The sequence below is a fragment of the Selenomonadales bacterium genome (genome assembly GCA_018335585.1).
Classification (GTDB): domain Bacteria; phylum Bacillota; class UBA994; order UBA994; family UBA994; genus UBA994.
Genome location: JAGXRZ010000041.1, coordinates 1 through 20540, shown reverse-complemented (window position 1 = coordinate 20540; position 20540 = coordinate 1). Strand labels below are relative to the sequence as shown.

The following is a 20540-nucleotide window of genomic DNA, read 5'->3' as shown; positions in this document are numbered from 1 at the left end:
AAGGAAGGTGCTCGCAATGCTCAAGTTCGCAGTCGTGGCGCATGAAAATGACAATGTAGCAACGGCAGTAAAAGACCTGCAAAAAGGCGAGACCGTGTTGTTGGATATAGGTGGTAAGGCACAGAGCGTTACTTTGCAGGAAAAAGTTGCCTTTGGGCACAAGTTCGCAGTCGCCTTTATACCAAAAGAAGGGAAGGTAATTAAGTATGGGGAAATAATCGGACATGCCATCGAAGAGATCCCTATAGGCCATTATGCACACGTTCATAATATCGTAAGCGACCGTGGACGCGGAGACTTGGAGGTAAGGGGACAGTGAAGCTTTATGGATATAAGAGAGCGAACGGCGCTATCGGTATACGCAATCACCTTGCAGTCATCCCTGCTTCCATTTGCGCGCTTGAGGTTTGTAAACGGGTAGCGGATAGTGTGGAGGGCGCAGTCTATCTAGAAAATCAGCACGGGTGCTGTCAGATAGGGCCTGACTTAGACTTGACTGCAAAAGTGCTTATAAATTTGGGGAAAAACCCAAATGTGGGCGCAGCCCTGATCATAGGGCTGGGCTGCGAAGGCATTAACACAGCAATGGTCGCAGCAGAAATCGCTACTACCGGGAAGCCAGTGGAATATCTTCTAATACAAGAGAACGGCGGCACTATGCAAACACAGGCCAAGGGATTAGCTATTGCGCGTGCAATGGCGACTAGTCTAAGCCAGATGCAAAGGAGCGAGATATCTCTTGCGGACATCTTCCTGGCAGTCGAGTGTGGCGGGTCTGATACAACCAGCGGTTTATCTGCAAACCCGGCCGTTGGATATGCCTCAGATAAGGTCGTAGACAGCGGTGGCATATCCATGTTTTCGGAAACAACGGAGTTTATCGGCGCGGAGCACATACTTGCTAAGCGTGCCGTAAACGAGGATGTTGCCAGACGTATAGTGAATTTTGTCAAGGACTGCGAAGCCAAAGCTAATACCATGGGTGTTGATTTGCGTACAGGGCAGCCTACTCCCGGCAATATTCAGGGCGGACTTACTACCATTGAGGAAAAGTCACTTGGATGTATATATAAGGGCGGGTCTAGGCCGATACAAGGTATGTTGGACTACGCCGATATGCCGGACAAAAAGGGATTATGGCTCATGGACACACCAGGCCAAGACATCGAGTCGATTACCGGCATGGTGGCGGGAGGCGCGCAAATAATAGTGTTTACCACGGGGCGCGGTACTCCGACAGGCTCGCCTTTAGCACCTGTCATCAAAGTATGCGGCAACTCCGAAAACTTTAAGAAAATGCAGGACAACATTGACATAAATGCTGGAACGATCATTGACGGCGAAAAAACTATCGCTCAAGTTGGTGAGGAAATCTTCAGGGAGATTTGCGAAGTTGTGAACGGTAAGTATACCAAAGCGGAATCGCTTAAACACCGTGAGTTCGGCATCTACAAGATGATCTCAACATTCTAGGTTTGACTGTAGTGGTTATGGACAGTACTCCTTTCGGGTCATGACAAATGCATAGGAGTCCATCGTGGACATCCCCCCCGTGGTAGACATCTGCCGCTGGGGGTCCTTTTTTAGATCAACAGCAGGTACCTCCATTTGAAGGCCCCGAACCTTGGGCGCGGTTAATCACCGAAATTTGTAGCGCTACCATAACGTCAAGTGCGGCCTTGTGAAGCAGCTCGTCGTAACTAGCAACTGCCGTTGCATCTACGATAACAGTCGCTTCAGGTAAGGCCGCCTTGGCGATTACGGCGTTAGATAAAACACAGATGTTTGAAACTAATCCCGCGAACTCCACGCGAGCATAATTGCCGTTCTGTAAATACTGGGCTAGCTCTAGGGACCCAAAAGCGCCCTTTTCGATGCGCATATCAGTTGGTAGCGCACTGTCACCCACCATGCCGTAAAGCTGCCAGCCGGGGGTACCTTTGGTGCAGTGTCGAACAGGCAGATTGCGGCCTTCCTGTGTAACCAAGTAGTCATCAGCGTGAGTGTCCATGGTAAACAAAACTTCGTGGCCGCCTTGGCGATAGTGTTCCACCTTGGCAGCTATAACTGCGTCAAGCTCCTTGGCTTTCGGAAAACCTAGCGTCCCTTCAACAAAATCGTATTGGTAGTCCACAACTACAAGCAGGTTTTTCAAGGTGCACGCCTCCTTTGGAACAGTATACTAGAGGGACTGTATGCAGGGAAAGTATCCCACTGAGCAGAATATGGACGGTAATACAGTGGGGTGGGGGAACCCACAAAGGGGGAGTGTCATGCGCGAACTCATGCATGCGCTGCGTGCGCTAGCGCTACTGCTGCTAATCGCGGCTATCCTGTTCATTATTAGCCAAGTAGCGCACGTTGTGTCGCTCGCTTACGCCGTGCATCCTCTGCTCGGCTATTTTGTCTTGGTCGCAGTGCTTGTAGCTATCGCCCTCTTGGTCATCTTCCCTATAGTAAGGCTCTTTAGCCTGTCGCCTGCGCTTAGTCTACCTGCCGAAACAAGCGGGCCTAAGCACAGTGCGTACATGCAGAGCCTAGCGGCGAGGCTACAGCGAAACTCACTCACTAGGCACTTAGCGATTTCTGCCGCTGACCCGGCAAGCATCGATGCTGCGCTGGCTATCCTCGACCGCGCTGCGACGGAAAAAATCGTGGGTATCGCCAAGGCGACGTTCTTGTCGACGGCGTTGTCGCAAAACGGTAAGCTCGACGCCTTTATTGTGCTGGTAGCGCAGGCTAGGCTTATCTGGCGTGTGGCGTGTGTGTACAACCAACGGCCACACCCGCGGGAGCTGCTGCGACTTTATACTAACGTAGGCGCTTCCGTGCTGGCTGCGGCCGAGTTTGAAGACACCGAGCTCTTGGAAACCCAACTGGAGTCGCTCTTTGTGGAGATTCTCGGCCAAAACCTGCCTATGGTGAACAGGGTTCTCTCCCTTGTGCTCGGCTCGGCCACTCAGGGCGCGGGGAATGCGTTGCTGACCTTGCGCGTTGGGCTTATCGCCAAGGGGTATTGCGCCGCAAGGTCGAAAGCAGACCTCTCGGCCATACGTAGGTCTGCGGCGATACAAACGGTGCCCTTGTTTGCCGGCATTTTAAAGGATTGTGTCGCTCGCTTTGGTGGGGCAGTTCTCCGTGCCGTAAAGCGGACCGGAGTAGCTACAGCAAAAGCAGCAACCCAATCGGCCAAGGCTAACTCGGCACGTGCCGTGCAAGATGCCGCAGATGCGGGCAAAAAACTGAGTGACATAGTAACACAAGTCGGCTCGCATGTAGCAAGACGAATCGGCGGGGTAACGCAGCTTGGCAAGGACAAACTCAGGCTGCCATAGCTCACGCTATTGCAGCCCGATACTCTCTTGCTCCACACGTACTTTGCGGGATAACATCTCCAAAAGCAGTGGGCGCCATTCCAGATACCGTTCATCGTGGAGGAGAGCCTGTAGCCTAAGGGCGTAACTCTGCTCAAAGGATAGGCCCCGCTCGGCGTACTCCCTGTAGGCAGCGACGTCCATCAGGTAAGGGCGCAACGACGGGAAGAACGTTTCTTTTAGGTGCTGAAAGATGCGTATGCCACCATAGTCGATATCCCCCCAGTGGTAGACTTCTGCTGCGGGGGTTTTACTTATTAGCGTCACGGCGAGCTTGGCAAGCAGCTGCTTGGTGCCGCTGTGAGGAAAGCCGCCGGTGTAAACTACCAAGCCCCAACGGGATTGTTGGTGCTGAGTGACTTGGTAGTATGTCGTAAGGTTCTCCACGGTCAGCATTGGTTTGGTCGACAAAGAGGTGATGCTGAGCTCCTTAATGCTCTGATGGGCGAGGCCGAGCCCGCCGGGGAAGTTCACAAGGCTAGATGCTATTCCGTTAAGTGTGAACTCGAGCTCACCGGCTAGCAAAGTCAGCTTGGGGTGCACCACTAGATTGACGCTGTCGAGGTATTCCTCGTCGGTTTCGTATTCGGCCGGGCCGTGTGCGCGCAAGACTTGGAGCAAGACTTTCTCAACCCGCTGCTCAAACTCCTTGCTATCGCCTAGGACGCGCTGGCTAAAGACACGGCGCGGCGTGCTTTCGGTCAGGGAGGGGAGAGCTAGAAGTACTCTGACCAAGCTGCAATAGAGGTCGGGTGCGTCTAGGTCGAGCCCGGCAGCTTTGCGGGCACTAAGAGCTGCATCTGTGCTCTGTGCCCAGTCGGCCACCCAGCCCCACGGGTGCGCAAGGAGTGGCTCCAGGATAGTACGCATGGAGCTAAGCTTACTTGCCTTCGGAGTAAGTCCCGCCAGTTCGTAAGCTCGGTCGAGCGCGCCTAGTTCTAGGTACACGCGCGTGACTTCGGTTCGCTCGCGATATTTGGGCCAGGCTAGCGCAACTACGCCTTCTGCCTCTAGCTCCAAGAGAGCTGCGTTAATGGCCTCGCGCTTGGCGTAATCCATTTCGTCATTGTAGTCGCGCGCGAGCGGGGAATCGCCGATGCTCCACTGCGGCCGTCTCCTGCCTAGGTTGCCTGCCTGAAAGGCTGTGCTGGCCTCATATTTACTCAACAGGGAAGAGAGTATGATGTACTTGTAGCTCTGCGGCTCTGTCGTCATTGGCTACAGCCACCTCCTCTTGCGCCAGCATGTCCACAAAACACGTGTACTGGGTGCGACCTACAAGCAGCGTGGTGGTCACTTCGGGGGCCATATGCTGCAGTTTCTCATCGGGGACAGCCGCAATAAGCTGTAGATTTAGCTTTTTTATCAGGCGGAGACTCGTCCTAATGCGCTGCTCGTCCATTTTGTTGAAGGCCTCGTCGAACACCACTAGGCGCATGGTCTTGCCGTTGGTGTAAAGTTGGTTAAAGGCAGCGAGGATTATGATGTAGAACGGCGTCTGCGTTTCGCCGCCTGATTTTTCGCGCAGCACCTTAGAGAACTTGTACTGCGCGCCTTGGCTGGTGACGACAATATCAAAGTCGAGGTAGCGGCGGTAGTCCGTAAACTCCTCTTGTGTGTCGGCGTCGCCACGGATAAGTTGCTCAAACAGGTTTTGCAGTGCCGTAGCCCTTTCGTCGTCGGGCAGCGCAAACAGGGAGTCGCGCTCGGCGAGCGCGTCGTCCATAATGCAGTCGTAGAACTGCCGGTACTTATCGCTGGCACGCACTTCAAAACGGTATCGGTCGTCACTAAAAGGGAAGTTATGCAGGGCACTGTTGATGCGGTCGAACTCGCGGCGTGCCTCTAGAATCGCCTCGCGCATTTTGTGCATGAAATGGGACTTAAACTGGTCTTCGGCTTGACGCTGTGCGTCCGCGAGTTTGCTTTGGTAGGCAGGAATGTCTATACCGCCGATGCGGGAGAGGATTTGCTGGTAAGTGTCGTTGTCTTCGGCGGCATGGTCGCCGTTAAATGTGTAGCGGAGATTGTACGTGTGACGAGCATCACGCAGTGCCTGAAACTCGTTGTCGCGACGGGTGATATTGCCTTTTTGGTTGTTCTCCCAGTTGACGATGCGCGCGGCAAAAGTACCGGGGGTCTTTAGGGCTTCGGCCAACCGCTCTTTAGCCAGCGTGGCTAAGTCTGCCGGGTGCTCCCCGACCCACTGCTCTATGGCCAGCTCTGCTTGCCGCAAGGCGAATTCGCGGTTGCGCAGTTCCCCTGTAAGGGAGTTAAGTTTCGTCCCTATGGTAGCCTTGCGTTCCGTGAGTTTGTCGTAGGTGCTGCCGAGTTCACTCTTTTGCCTAAGCCAGTAGTCTGCCTCTGCCTCGAGAGCCTTCAGCTCGGTGACGTCAAGTGCAGCTAGCTGACTAGCCAAGTCCTTGACCGACGCTTCGAGCTCGGCGATAGTTGTCGGCAGGTGGAGTTGCTCGGCCATGGCTTCATAGCGAGCCCGCTTCTCGGACAGCTTGGCGGAGGTAGTGCTAAGCCACTTGAGAGCCGTGCCGAGGGCAGACAGCTCAGCCTCTACTAATTCTAGGCTACGCCCCTTTTGTTCTAGCTGCCGCACGATGGCTTGCGCGCCGATATAGGGGACTTCGAAGCGCTCGCGGGGTATCTGCCTAGCGACGAGGTTGCTATAGGACATGCAGGTTTTGGTCACGGCATGGGTGTGACGGCGCAGGTCTTGCTCGTCGTCAGCGCACATGACGCGGCCGAGAACATGGTGGATGCGGGCGCGTGCTACGGCGTTTTGTGTGTCGAGGAACTCGGCAAGGGAGCCTGTTCGCACAGAACCGAGGTGTTTTTGCTCCTTTTCGGTATCTACCAGGCCCACGCCGTCAAGGTTGTGGGTGCGCTTCTCGCGCTCGTAAATACTTAAAGCTTCTGCGAAAGCGTGCGGTTCTACCAGCAAGTCGAAGCGCTGGGTGTTAAGATAGCCTTCGATTGCGTCACGCCAGGCCTCATCGCGAATCTCAAGTTCTTCGCAGAGCACCCATACTGGCGAACGTGCGCCAAGTCGCTCGGTTAAGATGGCTCTTAGGGTGCGCAACTGCTCGCCGTAGGGGCGCTGTTTCTTGCGCAGGTTCTCAATTTCCGTGCGGAGCTGCTGTGCCTTTTTCTCCATTTCACCAATCGAGCTTTTCAGCAAGGCCTCCTGTCCCACCATGCGGCTATAGAGGTCGGCGAGGTGTTCACCTGCGGAGCGGAGTTTTGTCGCACTGTCTGCGGTAGATTGGTGTGGCAGGTTAGCTAGGCATGCGGCTATAGCCTGCAACGTTTCTATGTCGCTAGCGTCCCACCGCCAGGCTGCAGTGCCTTGGTGACTAAGGAGCTCGGTGATAAGGCTATGCTCGCGCCGCAATGTGTCGCAGAGCGTGCGCAAAGTCGCTTGCTGCCTGGCGAGTGTTTCTTCTGCCGCTGCCCGGTCCTTTTCTAGCTGTCTTTGCAGGTGGAGAGTGCCGTGGCTGTCGCGCTTTTGCCGCGCTTCTAGGTAGTTTCTCTCGGCCTCGTCACGGTCCTCTCGGGTTAGGTCTAGCAGGGATTGCACTTCGTCGTAGGCGGTTTGCTCCCGCTTAATAGAGTCCTTGGTGTGCAGGATGTCGTCTTGTCGCTCTTGTGCCTTTAAGCTCCGTATGACGTAGTCCTGCTGCTTAATTGTGTCGCGCAGTTGGGTGTAGTTGTCGTAGCGCGCGGCAATCTTGGTGAGATGCGTGCGGCGCTCCTCTAGGTCGCGCAAGTCACGCTGGTATCTCTCGTGCAGCTCAAAGTTTTCTCTGAGGAGGCCAAGCTGTAGTTCTCGCTTTTCAAGGATAAAGCTATAGACAAAGTCGCGGATGTCGTCTAAGGGCTTAAACGAGAGAGCGCGGCAGAACACCGAGAAGAAGCGGCTCTCTAGCTGACCGAGGCGGTGGCAGAGGGCATTTTGGTAGCTTGACTTGGTGCGCTCAAAGATGCTTTTTCGGGAGTTGTGCTTGCGCCTAAACTCCTCGCGTGTACACCAGTGGCCGCTCGGGCCCTTTAAGGTTAGGTCCTCTAACCTGCACTTGTCGATTATAAAGTACTCGTCGTGGATGGCATCGTCGCGGTGTACGTCTAGCACTACTCCCACCACAAAGCTCTCGCGCTGCTTGTCGTCGCGAAACTCGGCGATGATGTAGGAAGTAAATTCGTTTTCGCGTACATGGGCGCGTTCTTGGCTGCCGATTTTGCCGCGCAGGTAGTTTATGAGGCTGCGCTTAGCGTCTTCGTGCGCCGCAGAGTTAAAGCGGATTTGGTGCTTGTTGGCCACGAGAAGAACCTGCAGGGCATCAATAATGGTAGATTTGCCTGCTCCGGTCATGCCCGTGAGGATGGTCTGAGTTCCGAAGTGCAGGGTCTCGTCAGGAAAGTAGTGCCAGTTAATTAGTCTAAGCTTCTTCAGCCACTTCACTCTCGGGCTCACCTCCTTCGTCTTGGGTGTAACGGGCAATGCGGTGGGACAGGTCTTCAATTTTTTCGGCGCTGACGGCGTGTAAGAGCGAATGGTAGAGGGTAAAGCGGCAGTCGTCAGAGCGCAGGTCGGTATCTAGCGGCCTAAACAGGCTGTTGCGAACACCTAGCTTAATTAGGTCTTGCAGGCGAGTCTTGTTGACAAAAGGTATTTGGAATGTGGCGTACTTGGCGCGAATCTCATGTAGCGAGACTAGGGGGAAGTCGCTTAAAGCTAGTTCCGACCGCTTCTCTTGGTACAGGAGGCGGAGGACGAGAATCCAAATGCTCTCCTCCCGCGTCAGGCGTAGGCGGTGGAGCGCCTCAGGCGAATGCACGAAGACGCAGTCATGGCGGTCATCAAGCACGAAGTTCCATCCCAAGGCCTTAAAGAAGTCGTCGAGGGTGGCCCTATGGCGCCTAGCCAAATGATAAAGCTCTGGTTCGCGGGCTTTAACGAGGATGTTTACGCTCAGCAAGCGGTTAACGATATCCCGCATCTGCTCTTTTTCGTTTTCGCTAAGTCCTGCGAACATGGGCACTCCCTCCTTTGGGTGAAGTCCTGACTAGCTTGTGATTCGTAAACGTATAGGGCCCATGCCTTGCTACCGGGGCGTCGGGAGAACGCCTTATTCTGTAGCCGCTCTTGCCGTCGTTCCCATAAAGGTAAGCAAAGGCCATGTACACGAAATCTTCGGTAGAGCTTGGGGCTAGGTCGGCCATAGATATTAACTCGCGGTCGCCCATGCGCGCCAAAATAAAGTCTGCCACCTTGGCCGGTGTGATGGCGTTGCTTAGCCGCGCGAGGTTTAAGTCGCGTTGTCGCTGCCGCAGTTGTGCCGGGATGACAACTTCGGTGGGGGTCTCTGGGGCGAGGGGAGGCCGCTTCTTGCGTGGCGGCAACAGTGACGCGTTAGTTAGCTGGGTAACGCCAAACAGGCTAAAGGCCGCAGTGATGTCGGCCGCGGGGTGGCGGGCTACCCACTCTAGGATCTGCCCAAGCCGCTTGTCTAGCCCTTGACTGTATTGGCCAAGATAGCGGGCGCGGTCGAAGGAGGCCCTGATGTATTGGTGGTGGCGGAGGTCAATCTGGTTAAGCGTATCGTCTAGGTTGCGGTAGGCTTCTTCAATGTAGAGCAGTGCGGAGCGGATTTGCTCTTCCGCCTTGTTCTCCGCAATGTCTTCCTGTGTGGCGCTTTGCACTAGCTCCCGCAAGGACGGGGGATCAATAAGGTAGTTCTGCACGGTCTCAAGGATTTTTAGCCGGTAGCGCGAGACGTGGTCGGACGTCTTCAGTCGGTGGTAGCTCCGGTCTACCACCTTGGCCTTGTATTCGTCAAAGTGGTAGTCGAGCACTTCTTCGATGGAGTTCTTCTTGACAACCTCTTCCATATGGCTGCGCATATTGTGCGTGAGTTCGCGGAGCGCATTGATGAACTTACGGGTGGTGTCTTCGGCTTCAAGGATGGCATAGCCGGGGCGGTCGGTTTTGTTGGACAGAAGAGTATAGGTGACAAACGCAAAGCGCTGATACTCAACTGCGCGCTGGCTACAAAGTTCTTTCAGCACCTCAAGAATGCGGCTAGAATATCGAGGTAGCACGACATACCGCTGGTAATTGGCCCTGTCCTCAATGTCTATCCAGCCATAGAGCTTAAGCTGCCTAAGCAAGGTGCCTGCTCTGGCGCGGAATATGTCAATTTCAGTTAGGTCCTCAGAGGGTGGAACGGCATCACCGTCCAGTTGATCTAGTGTTAACCCGGTGGGCGCGGTGGTCTCCAGCAACTCCTGCAGTGCGTCGCGCAGGACATCATACGGAATGCCGAACTGATTGGCCAAGTAATGCTCGTACAATAATAAAACTGCTTCGGCGTAGACCTTGCGGTTAGGTGACGCCAGCAGAATAAAAAAGCGCTCGGGCATTACGTCAAACAACTTCATGGGCGGCCTCCTAACGGTTCAGGGGGAGAGACGTATCTTATTTACTTCGACACGCTGCGACAAACCCCCTGCAGACGAAGCAAAAGGGACGGAGCTTTTTGCTTCACAGCGCAGTGTGTTCCACTTGACCCGCGTATACACAAAGTACATACTCATGCTGAGGTGATAAGCACTTAGCTCGTTGGCAAAGAGGAGATAAAGGAGGACGTGACGATGTTAATCGTAGACATGGCTCGGTTAAGTAAAGACCAGATAACGCAAGCGGCAGAGATTCTGACGCAAAGCATCCCCATAGGGTGGCCTACGCTAGAGGATGCGCTGCTAGAGATTCACGAGCGGCTAGTGCCCGAAAACACTATGCTAGCTGCCGTCGAAGGCGACCTAGTGTTAGGTTGGGGCGGGATTTTAGCCCCCAGCTACGATGGCAATGTCTTTGAGCTGCATCCGCTGGCAGTTAGTCACGATGCGCGGGGCAAAGGCGTCGGCCGTGCAATTGTGCTGGCTCTAGAGGACGCGGCGAGGCAAAAAGGAGGGCTAACCATCTACCTTGGGGCTGACGATGAAAAGCCTGGGGGGGAGACGTCGTTAGCCAATGTAGACTTGTATGATGACCTGCCGCACAGGCTGGCCAGTTTTAACCCGGGAACACACCAGTCGGGGTTTTACATGAAGCTCGGGTACAAAATCATAGGGGTTATGCCGGACGCTAATGGTTATGGCAAGCCCGACATCATCTGGGGCAAGCGGTTGTGATCATTCGATTGCATTTTTTCCCACCCATCTCTGCGCCGCCGCCCCTACCGCCGCAAAGACAACACCCAGTTAGTCCAACTTATAATTGTAGAAGCTCTACGATCAAAAGTGCTCTCTGCCTCCAAGCCGAAAAGGTTGCATGTTTTCATGACCGCCACTACATCATCCCGCGACGGCATTTTCCCATAAGACAAATGGAGTCTCAGCACTTCGTTAAATGCCCTATGACGCAATATACAGTGAACCATGAGCAATTGCCTGTCCCTATACCCCAGCCTCAGCAAATTCCGGCCCTCCGAGGTCAGTGAGTACACGCCATCGTTACCGCTCCCGGGCTTCGCTATTAGACCAAGGTACCTACCCGCATTGGCGTAATAATCGGACTGCCGAGGGTCAAAGGCATAGTTAAGGCTGACATCCTCCTTCGTCATGTCCCCCTGCCCGAGTAGTTCACAGAGATTTATTACCCTTTCTAGGCTATCTGCCTGTGGAAATGGAAGGTCTGGCTCCGGGATTAGCTGTACGCTACGCATAATACTCAAAATATCGTCCAGCGTGATGCTGACGGGCTCAAGGCTATAATGCTTATGCTTAACAAGCACAAGAGAGTTGTAATCATCACGCGATACAAACTTGTACTCGTATAACTGGTATATCCTGTTGGAATACACCAAGAACACAGGCGTAACTTGCTTAGTCACCCTACTACTCCAGAGCCGATACGGGTAGTACAATTGTCTCACCAGAAAATCCTCTGACAGAAAGCTCTTGGCTTCAACTATGGCTAGCTGGCGAATCCCCTCGTACCCCCCATCTATCTCAACTTGGGAGTTGGTTGCTGAGAGTTCCATCGGCTGGCAGCTGTTCGTGTTCCTAATACGGTAAGAGAATATGTCGGAGCTCATCCTGCCGCTGACAGTAGGCAAAAGCTCCTCGTCCTCAAGGAAGTCTGCAATAATCCCTGAAGCGTAGGCGCAATTGAGAGCTAGCGCCTCGCTAGTTATGTCGTCAACAGTAACGCTGCTAATATGCTCTGGTAACGAGGCGGATACAATCTCAAAACTGCTCGAGACTTCAAAGCCCCTATACGCGTCAAAATGGGATATTGCGTAGCTGCCCCGGGAGATGGGTAGAATAGCGAGTCCGTTTTCCTTAAATAGCTTTGGCAGGTTTATGTGATGATCAAACTTCGTCATCAGCCGTGCTTCTCTGTACTCGTTGATCTGTGTCGCGGTGATCTCACATAGGCCCTTGGTCTTCACCTGCTCCAGAATGCGATAACGGTCGAAAAGCTTCTCCCATGCCACATCATTCTTGGTAAGTTCACCGCCCGCGGCCATAGTTCATCACCAGCACCTCTTCCACTTCGCCACGCCTATCAGCTTTAGAGTTAATAGCTCTCTTGGCCTGCACTACTTCCACGCGATACCCCGCGTACAGCTCCCTGATAAAGGCAGTGGAGGAGTTAGATAATAGGAATTTTACTCCCCTTGCCTCAAGATCGTCGCAAGTCAGCTTCAGCCTCCGCTGCTCCTCTTGATCAAAGCCACCTTTGTCATACCCTGTAAAGCTAGATGTATCTGAAACCGGGTCATAGGGCGGATCTAGATAAACAAAATCACCCTTGCTAGCCCCTAAAAGAGCTGTGGCAAAATCCAAGCATACGAAGGAGACGTTGGCCTTCCTAAAGTAACTGCTAACGGCCCGTATAGTAACCTCGTTGACGATGTTAGGATTCTTGTAATAACCGAAAGGTGTATTGAACTCGCCTGCCCTATTTACCCGAAATAAGCCATTGTAGCAGGTCTTGTTCAGGAACAGTAACCTAGACGCGCGCTGCACTGGCGTAAGCGTCGCGTACAAAGACTTGTCCCTGTCCTTCTCTCGCACTTCATAGAAATATTCCTCAGAGTTCCTATGCTGTTTCAGATCCTCTATTAAAGCATCAGACTCGTCTCTAATCACTTCATAGAGATTAATAAGCTCAGCGTTAACATCGCCAACTACTGCACGAGATGGCTGCAACTCAAATAGCACTGCTCCGCCACCAACAAAGGGTTCATAATATGTACTAAACCTCTCGGGCACGTACTTCGCTATTTCGTCTATAATCTGCCTTTTGCCACCTACCCATTTGACGACAGGGACAACTAACCTGTTTTTAGCCATATGGATCCCTCCGTATCACCATTTATGATAACAGAGATAATCACGCGGGGGTACGGAAATCTTTCATCACACACACGGAGCTGTCACCCAACCAGGCCGCTCCCGTAAGGGACTGTTTCTTCCCTGACCAGACTCATCTGAACCTCGCCCACGCGTCTCTCAGCTAGCTGCAAGTACTCTGGACTCAAATCTATGCCAATGAATCGGCGCCCCAACTCCAACGCAGCCACCCCAGTGGTGCCAGACCCACAAAACGGGTCTAAAATGAGGTCGCTAGGCTTCGTGCTAGCACGGATTATCCGTCTGAGAAGACTTAATGGCTTCTGCGTTGGGTGCTTGCCGTGGGTTTTCTCCCTTTGCGGCGTGCTGTGCATGGGCCACATACTACGCATCTGCAAGCCGCCATTCTCAGCCTTCATGGCCTCATAGTTAAAAGTGTGGCGGGACGACTTATCGCGGGCAGCCCAAATGAGCGTCTCGTGGCTAGCGGTGAAGTACCGCCCACTCAAATTCGGAGACGCATTCGGCTTAAACCAGCAAATGTCGTTAAGGATCTTGTACTCAAGGGTCTGTAGCGCGAAGCCAATGGAATAAATTGCGTGATAGGTGCCCGACACCCATATGGTCCCGTTCCGCTTCAGCACGCGCTTACATTCCGCTAACCAAGCCAGGTTGAAGGCGTGATCTTCTGCTAGCCCTCGGGATTTGTCCCATTCCCCCTTGTCAACACACACCCACTGCCCCCCATGGCAGGTCCCACCGCCGTTGCTGAGGTTATATGGCGGATCCGCGAACACTACATCAACGCTAGCAGCTGGTAAGCGCTTCATCACTTCTATGCAATCGCCCAAAAGCAGCTCGGGCATTAGATAGCCTCCTTCCGCGTCTTTGAGATGATTCTACCACAAACGCGTGTTCGTGTATACGAACTTGTGGCTTCTCACCTTTCATGCGCGACCCTCTACTTCAATGGAACTTCAGTCGGGTGACGTGCGCTATACTTGCCGTGCCGCAGAACTACTAACTCGCCGTCCCAAAGGGGAATGAAAAGCTGACCCGCATAGTAATCTAGCCCGCAGATGTGATAGAGATCCAGGCCATCGGAAGATCCTGCTAAGGTTTTAATGGAGGTTCGATCAGCGGTTATGACGCGGATTGCCCTGTTCCATGTGTCCCCTACGTAAATATTGCCATGTTCATCGAGGGATAGTGACCATGGTCCGTCAAAATACGTGTTGGGGTTACTGCCGAAGGTGGCACTAATCGGCTCACCACCGTCCCCATCATACCCTCCTGAGCCAGTTCCAGCTACCGTGGTTACTGTCTCTCGCACGGTATCTATGACGCGAACAGCGTAATTGCGGCTATCTAGAACGTAGATGTTTCCGTCTGGTCCTAGGCGCAGGTCATACACCCAGTTGAACTGAGCATCCTCGCGGGCGACTGTCCCTGGCTGAAAACCCGGCACACCGTTCCCGAATGTCAGCAATAGCTCTCCCCAGGAACTGAACTTGTGGATTTTGCACCCCTTCACCTCGTTAACCCTGATGTTTCCGTGCATGTCCACTACAGAGTTCCCGAGGAACGTAATGCCGAGGGAGTGGCCGTCAATCAGGAGGCTTGCCATATTAGTTAGCCGATCTAGCTTGTATACTCTGCAGTTGCCACTACTTGCAACTAGTATGCTGCCATCTGGTGCATCGCAGACGTAATGCGGTTCCTCGAGTTCGACATGAAGATGGGGGACGCTAGCTACCACGACGTTAGGGCCTGCAGTCCAAGATAGAGCGCCCTCGTGATTCACAAGCCCTACCCAATGCTGCTCATTGTCTATGGCATACAGATTTCCGCTGGCAGTATGAAAGCCAAACTGAACGTAACCATCTCTGGGCTTTTGCTTGTCTGATCCTTCGAATTTGAGAAACTTCTCTACAATCCACTGCATAATCACACTCTCCTTACAGCAGGGTAGGACGCCCCCTACGATGTTTTCGAGATTTTCGCGCTGCTCTACGCGTCGATTGTCTTGGCTAGCAGCACTGCAGCGGCAAGCGCCATAGCCGCACCAAAGGCAAAGGGCGCTGCCGGTCCGACAAACTTCCACAGTAGCCCGGCCACTAAGCTCGCCGGCAGCAGGGATAGCCCCACTAAGGTGCCGTGCCAGCCTATTACCGTTGCTTTGCCGACGCTTGCGCCGATGTCAACGAGCAGTGCTTTCTCTACTCCTTCCGAGATACCGGCAAAGAGCCCATAGATGACAAACAACAACCACACTGCGCTTGGGGAAGAGGAAACTGCAAAGCCCGCATACACAAGTGCGTACAGCAGGTAGGCGCCAAGCAATAACGGCTTGCGCCCGATTTTGTCGGATAGTTGTCCGGCGCTGTAGGAGACGGCTGTATAGCTTAAGTTGTAGGTAAGGTACAGCAGTATAACGCTTGCCGGCAAGAATCCGATGTCATAGGCGCGCAGCAGCAGGAAGTGGTTAGAGGAGTTGCCAAGCGCAAATAGCAACGAGACCACGAAGAATCTCTTCACCGGCGGGGGGAGCTCTTTTAAGGGAGGCAACTTTTTTGCTTCAACTTTGTTTAATGCCGGCGCGTCTTTGACGGGGATAAAGCACAGCACCGCAATGGCTGCCGGGAGCAAAGACCACAGGAATACCCGCTGCAGGTGCTCCGGTGATGTCTTCACCAAGAAGAAGGCAAATAGCACGCCTACGACTGCTCCGAGCGTGTCCATAAACCTGTGAAATCCAAAGGCTGCGCCAAGCTTGCCCGGAGCCGCAGACTCAGCAATTAGGGCGTCGCGCGGGGCTCCGCGCACCCCTTTGCCTATGCGGTCGAGGCCGCGCGCCACAAAAACCAGCGGCCAACTGCCGGCAAAAGCGAGGAATGACTTGCCGAACACAGAAAATACATAACCGCCGATGGCTAGCGGCTTGCGGCGGCCTAGTCTGTCCGAGTAACGGCCGGAGAATACTTTAATGAGAGCAGCCAAACTTTCAGCTGTCCCTTCGATTAAGCCCAATACGGCAGGGCTTGCGCCTAGCTGTGTCGTAAGAAATAGGGGGATAAGGGGATAAACCATCTCAGAGGAGATGTCGGTAAAGAAGCTAATTAGTCCAAGCAGGAAGATATTCACGGGCTGCCTCCTTCACGTAACAAAACTCGGGTGCGAACATCGCTTTTATGTTATGGGGTGGTTATGAGATATGCAAGATATGTACTCCGCAATAAGCGCAAAGTTTCCGCTGCTGTCGGCCCTCTCGGTCGAAGAGCAGGCTGTTGTTAAAGCAAACCTCGGGTATGTGAAGTTTGCCGACCAGCAGTTGCTCATCACCAAGGCTGAGCAGTGCAAGAGCGTCTTCTTTGTCTTAACCGGCAGCATTCGTGTCTATATGGTTTCCGAGGAGGGGCGCGAGATTACGCTTTATCGCTTGGTGCCCGGGGATGTCTGCTTGTTTACCCTATCTTGTCTAGCGGGCTTAGGGGAGCTACTGGCCAATGCCGAGGCCAGTGCCGGGACAGAGGTAGTAACTTTGCCGGGAATCATCTATCAAAACTTGATGCACAGCAGTCCCGCGCTACATAAGCACACCATGGCTAGTGCTCTTACGCGGCTCAGGCAGGTTATGAAAGTGGTCGAGCTCGTGACCTTTGTGCCAATCAAGCAGCGGGTTGGGTTGTTCTTGTGTGATGCCATGCATAAGCAGGGGTCGGTCAAATTAAAGCTAACCAGAGAGCAGATTGCTCTCGAAGTCGGAACGGCCAGAGAAGTCGTAAGCCGCGTATTGGGCGAGTTTGAGCAAGAAGGCGTCCTAACACTCGGGCGTGGAAGCGTAACGGTGCTGCAAAGGGACGTCATAAACGACTTTTGCCTTGTGTGACTTAGTCACAGTAAGCAGGCACATGCCACTATATACTCGTTACATAGCAAGTGCAAAAGCTTGCGCATGTAAGGAGGAACTGGAGTTGAAAAATATGTTTTTGGTGATAGCAGTAAGCTTAGTCGCGGGCATGCTGGTAATGGGTGGGCTCGTGTACAGCTTGGCTCCTAGGCTTATGATGATGGAGAGTCAGAGTAAGTACGGGTTTGACCACACTGTGGAAGCGTTCATCGCGGAGGTAGATAAGGCCGGCTGGAAAGTCGTCGGTCAACACGACATGAAAAGCACGCTGGCCAATTTTGGACATGACGTACTAAATGTTAAAATAATAGAGGTGTGCTCCGCTAAGTACTCGGCCGAGATCCTTAAGCTTGACGACGAGCGGATTGTATCGCCGCTGATCCCTTGCCGCATTGCTATCTACGAGAAGAGCAACGGCAACACCTACATCGGCCGCATGAACTCACCGCTCTTTGGGCGCATGTTTGGCGGAGTGATTAACAAAGTCATCGCCGAAGCTTCGGTTATCACTGAGGGCATGATTCAGAAGATTATTAAGTAGGAGGAGACAAGCATGAGCAAGACACTGCGGTTCTTTATGCTGCAAACCTGCCCGCACTGCAAAAATGCCATCCGCTGGATGGAGGAGCTGCGGAACGAAAATCCAAGCTATGCCAAGATTCCGGTAGTAACGGTGAACGAGCGCGAGCAACCGGACGTAGCAAACCAGTTCATGTATGACTTAGTTCCCACCTACTACCTAGATAAGACTAAGTTGCACGAAGGTGTAGCAAGCAAGGACAAGATTCGCGCTGTGTTCGATGCCTACATGGCAGCGGAGACTAAGGCCTAGTCTTCGACGAAGCAAAAACGAAGCAAAAGAGAAGCAAAAGGGACGGAGCCTTTTGCTTCATCTTTTTTGCTTCATAGCTAGTCAGCGTCGCCTGCCAAGTTGAAGTACCAGGGGATGCCAAAGCGGTCTTTCACGCCGCCGTAGCACTTAGTCCAAAAGGTCTCCTGCAGTTCCTTAAGCACCGTCCCACCTTCGTCACGTAGGCGGGCAAAGGCGTGCTCGATGTCAGCTATATTGTCTAGCACCAAGGCTAGGGAGATGTTCTCCCCGGCCGTGATTGTGCTGCCCGGAGGAGCGTCCGACAGCATAATCTTGCTGCCGTGGATTACGAGTTCGGCATGCAGTACGAGATCCTTGGTTGTGTCTGGCAGGCTAAAGTCAGGTGAAGGAGGTGCGTCACCGTAGGTGTAGATGGCCGTTTTGTCGGCTGAGAAAATGTCGGCATAGAGGTCAAAGGCTTCGCGGCAGTTATTCTACATCCGCCTTTCGTGTCACTTCCTTAGGCTCTCTGTGGCGCAGGCGCTCGCGAGCTTGCGCATGGTACTGCTCTAGGATGGGTACGAGATAGTCTAAGCTTAGCATACCGAAATTTTGGCACCTGGGCAAGCTAAGAGTGGACGTAGTTCGTGCAGGAAATAGCTCCCCGATGCTGAAACATTAGGAGAAAGGGGGCATGCGAGATGCAAGTCTATTTGGGACGTGTTGAAACGAAGTTTGGCACCGTGCATTACGCAGTAACTGAGCAGGGAGCGGTGGCTATAACGGTGCCGGGTCAGGCGCAGGCCGAGGCTTTTGGTATATTGGAGCGCCGCGGGTTCAAAGCCGCGGATTGCCTGCCTGACACGCAAGGGCTCCACAATGTAAAGAAGGAACTAGAGGAGTATTTTAGCGGCACGCGCCGTGAGTTTTCATTCCCGCTAGACATGCAGGGGACGGAGTTCGAACTGCGGGTATGGCAGGCGCTGCGCGATATCCCTTATGGTGAGCGGCGCAGTTATTCCGATATCGCTCGCGCCGTAGGTGTGCCTAAGGGCGCGCGAGCAGTAGGGGGGGCGAACAGCCGCAACCCCCTGCCGCTAGTGATCCCCTGCCACCGCGTGTGTGCGCAGGGCGGGGGCTTAGGTGGCTTTGCCGGTGGGCTGGAGTGCAAGCGGTTTTTGCTGGAGCTAGAACAAAGGAGTCTTGCCGGTGAGTGTTCCCGTTAGGGTAGGGCAGCGCGTCAGTTTGCGGGTGGAGGGCATAACGCACGAGGCGGAGGGTGTTATGCGCTATAACGGGTTTACCGTGTTTGTGCCTGACGCATTGCCGGGTGATGTTGTCGATGCTGACGTTATTTCGGTTAAACCGCACTATGCACGCGCGTTGCTGTCTAATGTAGCGGTCGCGTCGCCTGACCGCGCGACTCCGCCTTGCCCGTACTATGCCAAGTGCGGCGGGTGCCAGCTTATGCACGCAAGCTACCCAGCACAGCTACGCTATAAGGAGGAGCAGGTGCGGGCCGCATTAACTCGCATCGGTGGTTTAGACGGCGTCGTCGTGCGGCCGATTATCCCGATGCAGGAGCCCTACAACTACCGCAATAAGGCGCAGTTTCCGGTGGGCTTGCAGTCGGGTAAGGTCGTGATGGGGTGCTATAAGCGACGCAGTCATGAGATAGTTCCGGTTGATACGTGCCTAATCCAGCACAGCGCGAACAATGCGGCTCTGGCTGTTACGGGCGAGCTGGTTGCTCATTTTGGGTGGAGCGTGTATGAGGAAACACAGCACACGGGGTTACTCAGGCATGTCCTCGTGCGGCATGCGGTGGCTACAAACGAGACTATGATAGTCTTAGTCATCAACGGCGAGACGTTGCCGCGAGCCGCGGAGTTCGCAGGCGAAATTAGACGACGCTTGCCAAGTGTTGTTTCGGTGCAGATAAACATCAACCGCAAACGCGGCAACGTCATTTTGGGGGAGACTACTCGCCTTATTTGGGGCAGGGAACATATTGTCGACGAAGTGGCCGGGCTTAAGTTTAAGGTTTCGGCGCGTTCTTTTCTGCAGGTGAACCCGGTGCAGACCGCCGTACTCTACGGCAAAGCGCTGGAGTACGCCGCGCTTACGGGCAGAGAAAACGTATTTGACCTATATTCGGGTGTAGGCACCATCTCGCTGTTTCTAGCACGCGAAGCGCGGCAAGTGACCGGCATCGAAATTGTGCCGGAGGCTGTGCGCGACGCCGAGGAAAACGCTCGTCTTAACGGCATCACCAATGCAACGTTTATCACCGGCGCGGCAGAAGAAGTCGTGCCGAGGCTTGTCGCAGCGGGTGAGTCGCCAGAGGTTTGCGTCGTCGACCCGCCGCGCGCCGGTTGTCAGGAAAGTTTGTTGGCTACACTCGCGGCCGCCCGACCCAAGCGCATTGTCTATGTCTCCTGCAACCCCTCGACACTTGCGCGCGACTTGCGTTACTTAAGCGAACACGGCTTTCGCGCCGAAGAAGTCCAACCGGTAGATATGTTCCCACATACTAGCCATGTTGAGACGGTAGTCTTGATGTCAAGGGTTGATAAGTAAGCGTGTAATAAGATAAGTAAATAAAGGCTTTCCGTGATTTGAGGTCTGGTTCTAAGCCGGAAGGATAATCACGGATTTTTGCTTTGTGGGAACTTATCCAAGATAGGCAGGTTAGATGATTAAGAAGATGATATGGATATTGATGTGGTGAGTTGACACGATTGCTGGCAAAAACGTGGCGAGTTGATAGGATTGATGAAAAAATGAATGTAGGCTATTGCAAGTAGATCAGTCATCATTCGAAATATTGATCAGATAGAGTGATAGCGTTATTGTTTCAGCTCCCGCATAATGGCCACTAGTTGACATGCTTGTTTGTCCGCAAGCTGACGGATATAATGACCGTATCTTAGGAAAGGAAAAGACGTCTCTTTTGCGGTGAATTAAGCAGATTCACCCGAGACGTCTCCCCAAACAGCATGTTAATCATAACAAATTACAGGCTGCTTGAAAAGTCGCCCCGCGTTTTTTGTTTGGTGTACAGAGACGG

General features: G+C 53.5%; 20 protein-coding genes. 9 read left to right on the top strand and 11 right to left on the bottom strand.

What is annotated here, in order from left to right; translation table 11 throughout:
• The first annotated feature begins 16 nt into the window (after positions 1 to 16).
• Positions 17 to 319, top strand: coding sequence for a UxaA family hydrolase (locus tag KGZ66_07370; GenBank protein MBS3985408.1), 303 nt, complete (start codon positions 17 to 19; stop codon positions 317 to 319).
• Positions 316 to 1473: a UxaA family hydrolase gene (locus tag KGZ66_07365; GenBank protein ID MBS3985407.1), complete on the top strand. Its 1158-nt coding sequence runs from the start codon at positions 316 to 318 to the stop codon at positions 1471 to 1473. Before KGZ66_07370 ends, KGZ66_07365 begins: the two co-directional genes overlap by 4 nt.
• A gap of 115 nt (positions 1474 to 1588) precedes the next feature.
• On the opposite strand, the gene KGZ66_07360 is transcribed toward KGZ66_07365, so the two are convergent.
• Positions 1589 to 2155, bottom strand: a complete 567-nt coding sequence (locus KGZ66_07360; protein ID MBS3985406.1) for a cysteine hydrolase family protein — start codon at positions 2153 to 2155, stop codon at positions 1589 to 1591.
• A 118-nt stretch (positions 2156 to 2273) separates the two neighbouring features.
• Between KGZ66_07360 and KGZ66_07355 the strand changes: the two genes are divergently transcribed.
• A complete protein-coding gene (locus KGZ66_07355) occupies positions 2274 to 3335 on the top strand; it encodes a DUF697 domain-containing protein (GenBank protein ID MBS3985405.1) in 1062 nt (353 codons plus the stop codon).
• Positions 3336 to 3341: 6 nt separating this feature from the next.
• Here KGZ66_07355 and KGZ66_07350 read toward each other — a convergent pair whose 3' ends face one another.
• Genes KGZ66_07350 through KGZ66_07335 form a run of 4 tightly spaced genes read right to left on the bottom strand, consistent with a single transcriptional unit; the run spans position 3342 to position 9827 of the window.
• The gene (locus KGZ66_07350) at positions 3342 to 4589 is read right to left on the bottom strand and encodes a DUF2399 domain-containing protein (GenBank protein ID MBS3985404.1); all 1248 of its coding nucleotides are present in this window, start codon (positions 4587 to 4589) and stop codon (positions 3342 to 3344) included.
• Entirely contained in the window at positions 4534 to 7848 is a 3315-nt protein-coding gene (locus KGZ66_07345; protein ID MBS3985403.1) for an AAA family ATPase, read from the bottom strand. The genes KGZ66_07350 and KGZ66_07345 overlap by 56 nt, the downstream gene beginning before the upstream one ends.
• On the bottom strand, positions 7826 to 8422 hold the full coding sequence (locus KGZ66_07340) for a DUF4194 domain-containing protein (GenBank protein ID MBS3985402.1): 597 nt from the start codon (positions 8420 to 8422) through the stop codon (positions 7826 to 7828). The genes KGZ66_07345 and KGZ66_07340 overlap by 23 nt, the downstream gene beginning before the upstream one ends.
• Positions 8406 to 9827: a hypothetical protein gene (locus KGZ66_07335; protein MBS3985401.1), complete on the bottom strand. Its 1422-nt coding sequence runs from the start codon at positions 9825 to 9827 to the stop codon at positions 8406 to 8408. The genes KGZ66_07340 and KGZ66_07335 overlap by 17 nt, the downstream gene beginning before the upstream one ends.
• Positions 9828 to 10040: 213 nt before the next feature.
• Between KGZ66_07335 and KGZ66_07330 the strand changes: the two genes are divergently transcribed.
• A complete protein-coding gene (locus tag KGZ66_07330; protein ID MBS3985400.1) occupies positions 10041 to 10580 on the top strand; it encodes a GNAT family N-acetyltransferase in 540 nt (179 codons plus the stop codon).
• Between the two features lie 44 nt (positions 10581 to 10624).
• Here the strand turns inward: KGZ66_07330 and KGZ66_07325 are convergent, their stop codons facing one another.
• From KGZ66_07325 to KGZ66_07305, 5 genes are all read right to left on the bottom strand, one after another.
• Complete coding sequence (locus KGZ66_07325) at positions 10625 to 11920, bottom strand: transcriptional regulator (protein MBS3985399.1); 1296 nt, start codon at positions 11918 to 11920, stop codon at positions 10625 to 10627.
• Positions 11904 to 12749, bottom strand: coding sequence for a DNA adenine methylase (locus KGZ66_07320; GenBank protein ID MBS3985398.1), 846 nt, complete (start codon positions 12747 to 12749; stop codon positions 11904 to 11906). Before KGZ66_07320 ends, KGZ66_07325 begins: the two co-directional genes overlap by 17 nt.
• An 83-nt stretch (positions 12750 to 12832) precedes the next feature.
• Positions 12833 to 13615 carry a hypothetical protein gene (locus KGZ66_07315; GenBank protein MBS3985397.1) on the bottom strand — a complete coding sequence of 261 codons (783 nt, stop codon included), beginning with the start codon at positions 13613 to 13615 and terminating at the stop codon, positions 12833 to 12835.
• 95 nt (positions 13616 to 13710) lie between these two features.
• A complete protein-coding gene (locus tag KGZ66_07310) occupies positions 13711 to 14694 on the bottom strand; it encodes an NHL repeat-containing protein (protein MBS3985396.1) in 984 nt (327 codons plus the stop codon).
• A gap of 65 nt (positions 14695 to 14759) precedes the next feature.
• Complete coding sequence (locus KGZ66_07305) at positions 14760 to 15839, bottom strand: MFS transporter (protein MBS3985395.1); 1080 nt, start codon at positions 15837 to 15839, stop codon at positions 14760 to 14762.
• A 124-nt stretch (positions 15840 to 15963) separates the two neighbouring features.
• Here KGZ66_07305 and KGZ66_07300 point away from each other — a divergent pair, with 124 nt between their 5' ends.
• From KGZ66_07300 to KGZ66_07290, 3 genes are all read left to right on the top strand, one after another.
• Complete coding sequence (locus KGZ66_07300; GenBank protein ID MBS3985394.1) at positions 15964 to 16638, top strand: Crp/Fnr family transcriptional regulator; 675 nt, start codon at positions 15964 to 15966, stop codon at positions 16636 to 16638.
• A gap of 85 nt (positions 16639 to 16723) precedes the next feature.
• Entirely contained in the window at positions 16724 to 17200 is a 477-nt protein-coding gene (locus KGZ66_07295) for a DUF302 domain-containing protein (GenBank protein MBS3985393.1), read from the top strand.
• A 12-nt stretch (positions 17201 to 17212) separates the two neighbouring features.
• Positions 17213 to 17491 (top strand): thioredoxin family protein, encoded by a 279-nt coding sequence (locus KGZ66_07290; GenBank protein MBS3985392.1) that lies wholly within the window; start codon positions 17213 to 17215, stop codon positions 17489 to 17491.
• A 77-nt stretch (positions 17492 to 17568) separates the two neighbouring features.
• On the opposite strand, the gene KGZ66_07285 is transcribed toward KGZ66_07290, so the two are convergent.
• The gene (locus KGZ66_07285) at positions 17569 to 17928 is read right to left on the bottom strand and encodes a VOC family protein (GenBank protein ID MBS3985391.1); all 360 of its coding nucleotides are present in this window, start codon (positions 17926 to 17928) and stop codon (positions 17569 to 17571) included.
• Positions 17929 to 18171: 243 nt separating this feature from the next.
• Between KGZ66_07285 and KGZ66_07280 the strand changes: the two genes are divergently transcribed.
• Positions 18172 to 18696, top strand: coding sequence for a methylated-DNA--[protein]-cysteine S-methyltransferase (locus KGZ66_07280; protein MBS3985390.1), 525 nt, complete (start codon positions 18172 to 18174; stop codon positions 18694 to 18696).
• Positions 18674 to 20050 carry a 23S rRNA (uracil(1939)-C(5))-methyltransferase RlmD gene (rlmD, locus tag KGZ66_07275; protein ID MBS3985389.1) on the top strand — a complete coding sequence of 459 codons (1377 nt, stop codon included), beginning with the start codon at positions 18674 to 18676 and terminating at the stop codon, positions 20048 to 20050. Before KGZ66_07280 ends, rlmD begins: the two co-directional genes overlap by 23 nt.
• Positions 20051 to 20540: the final 490 nt, after the last annotated feature.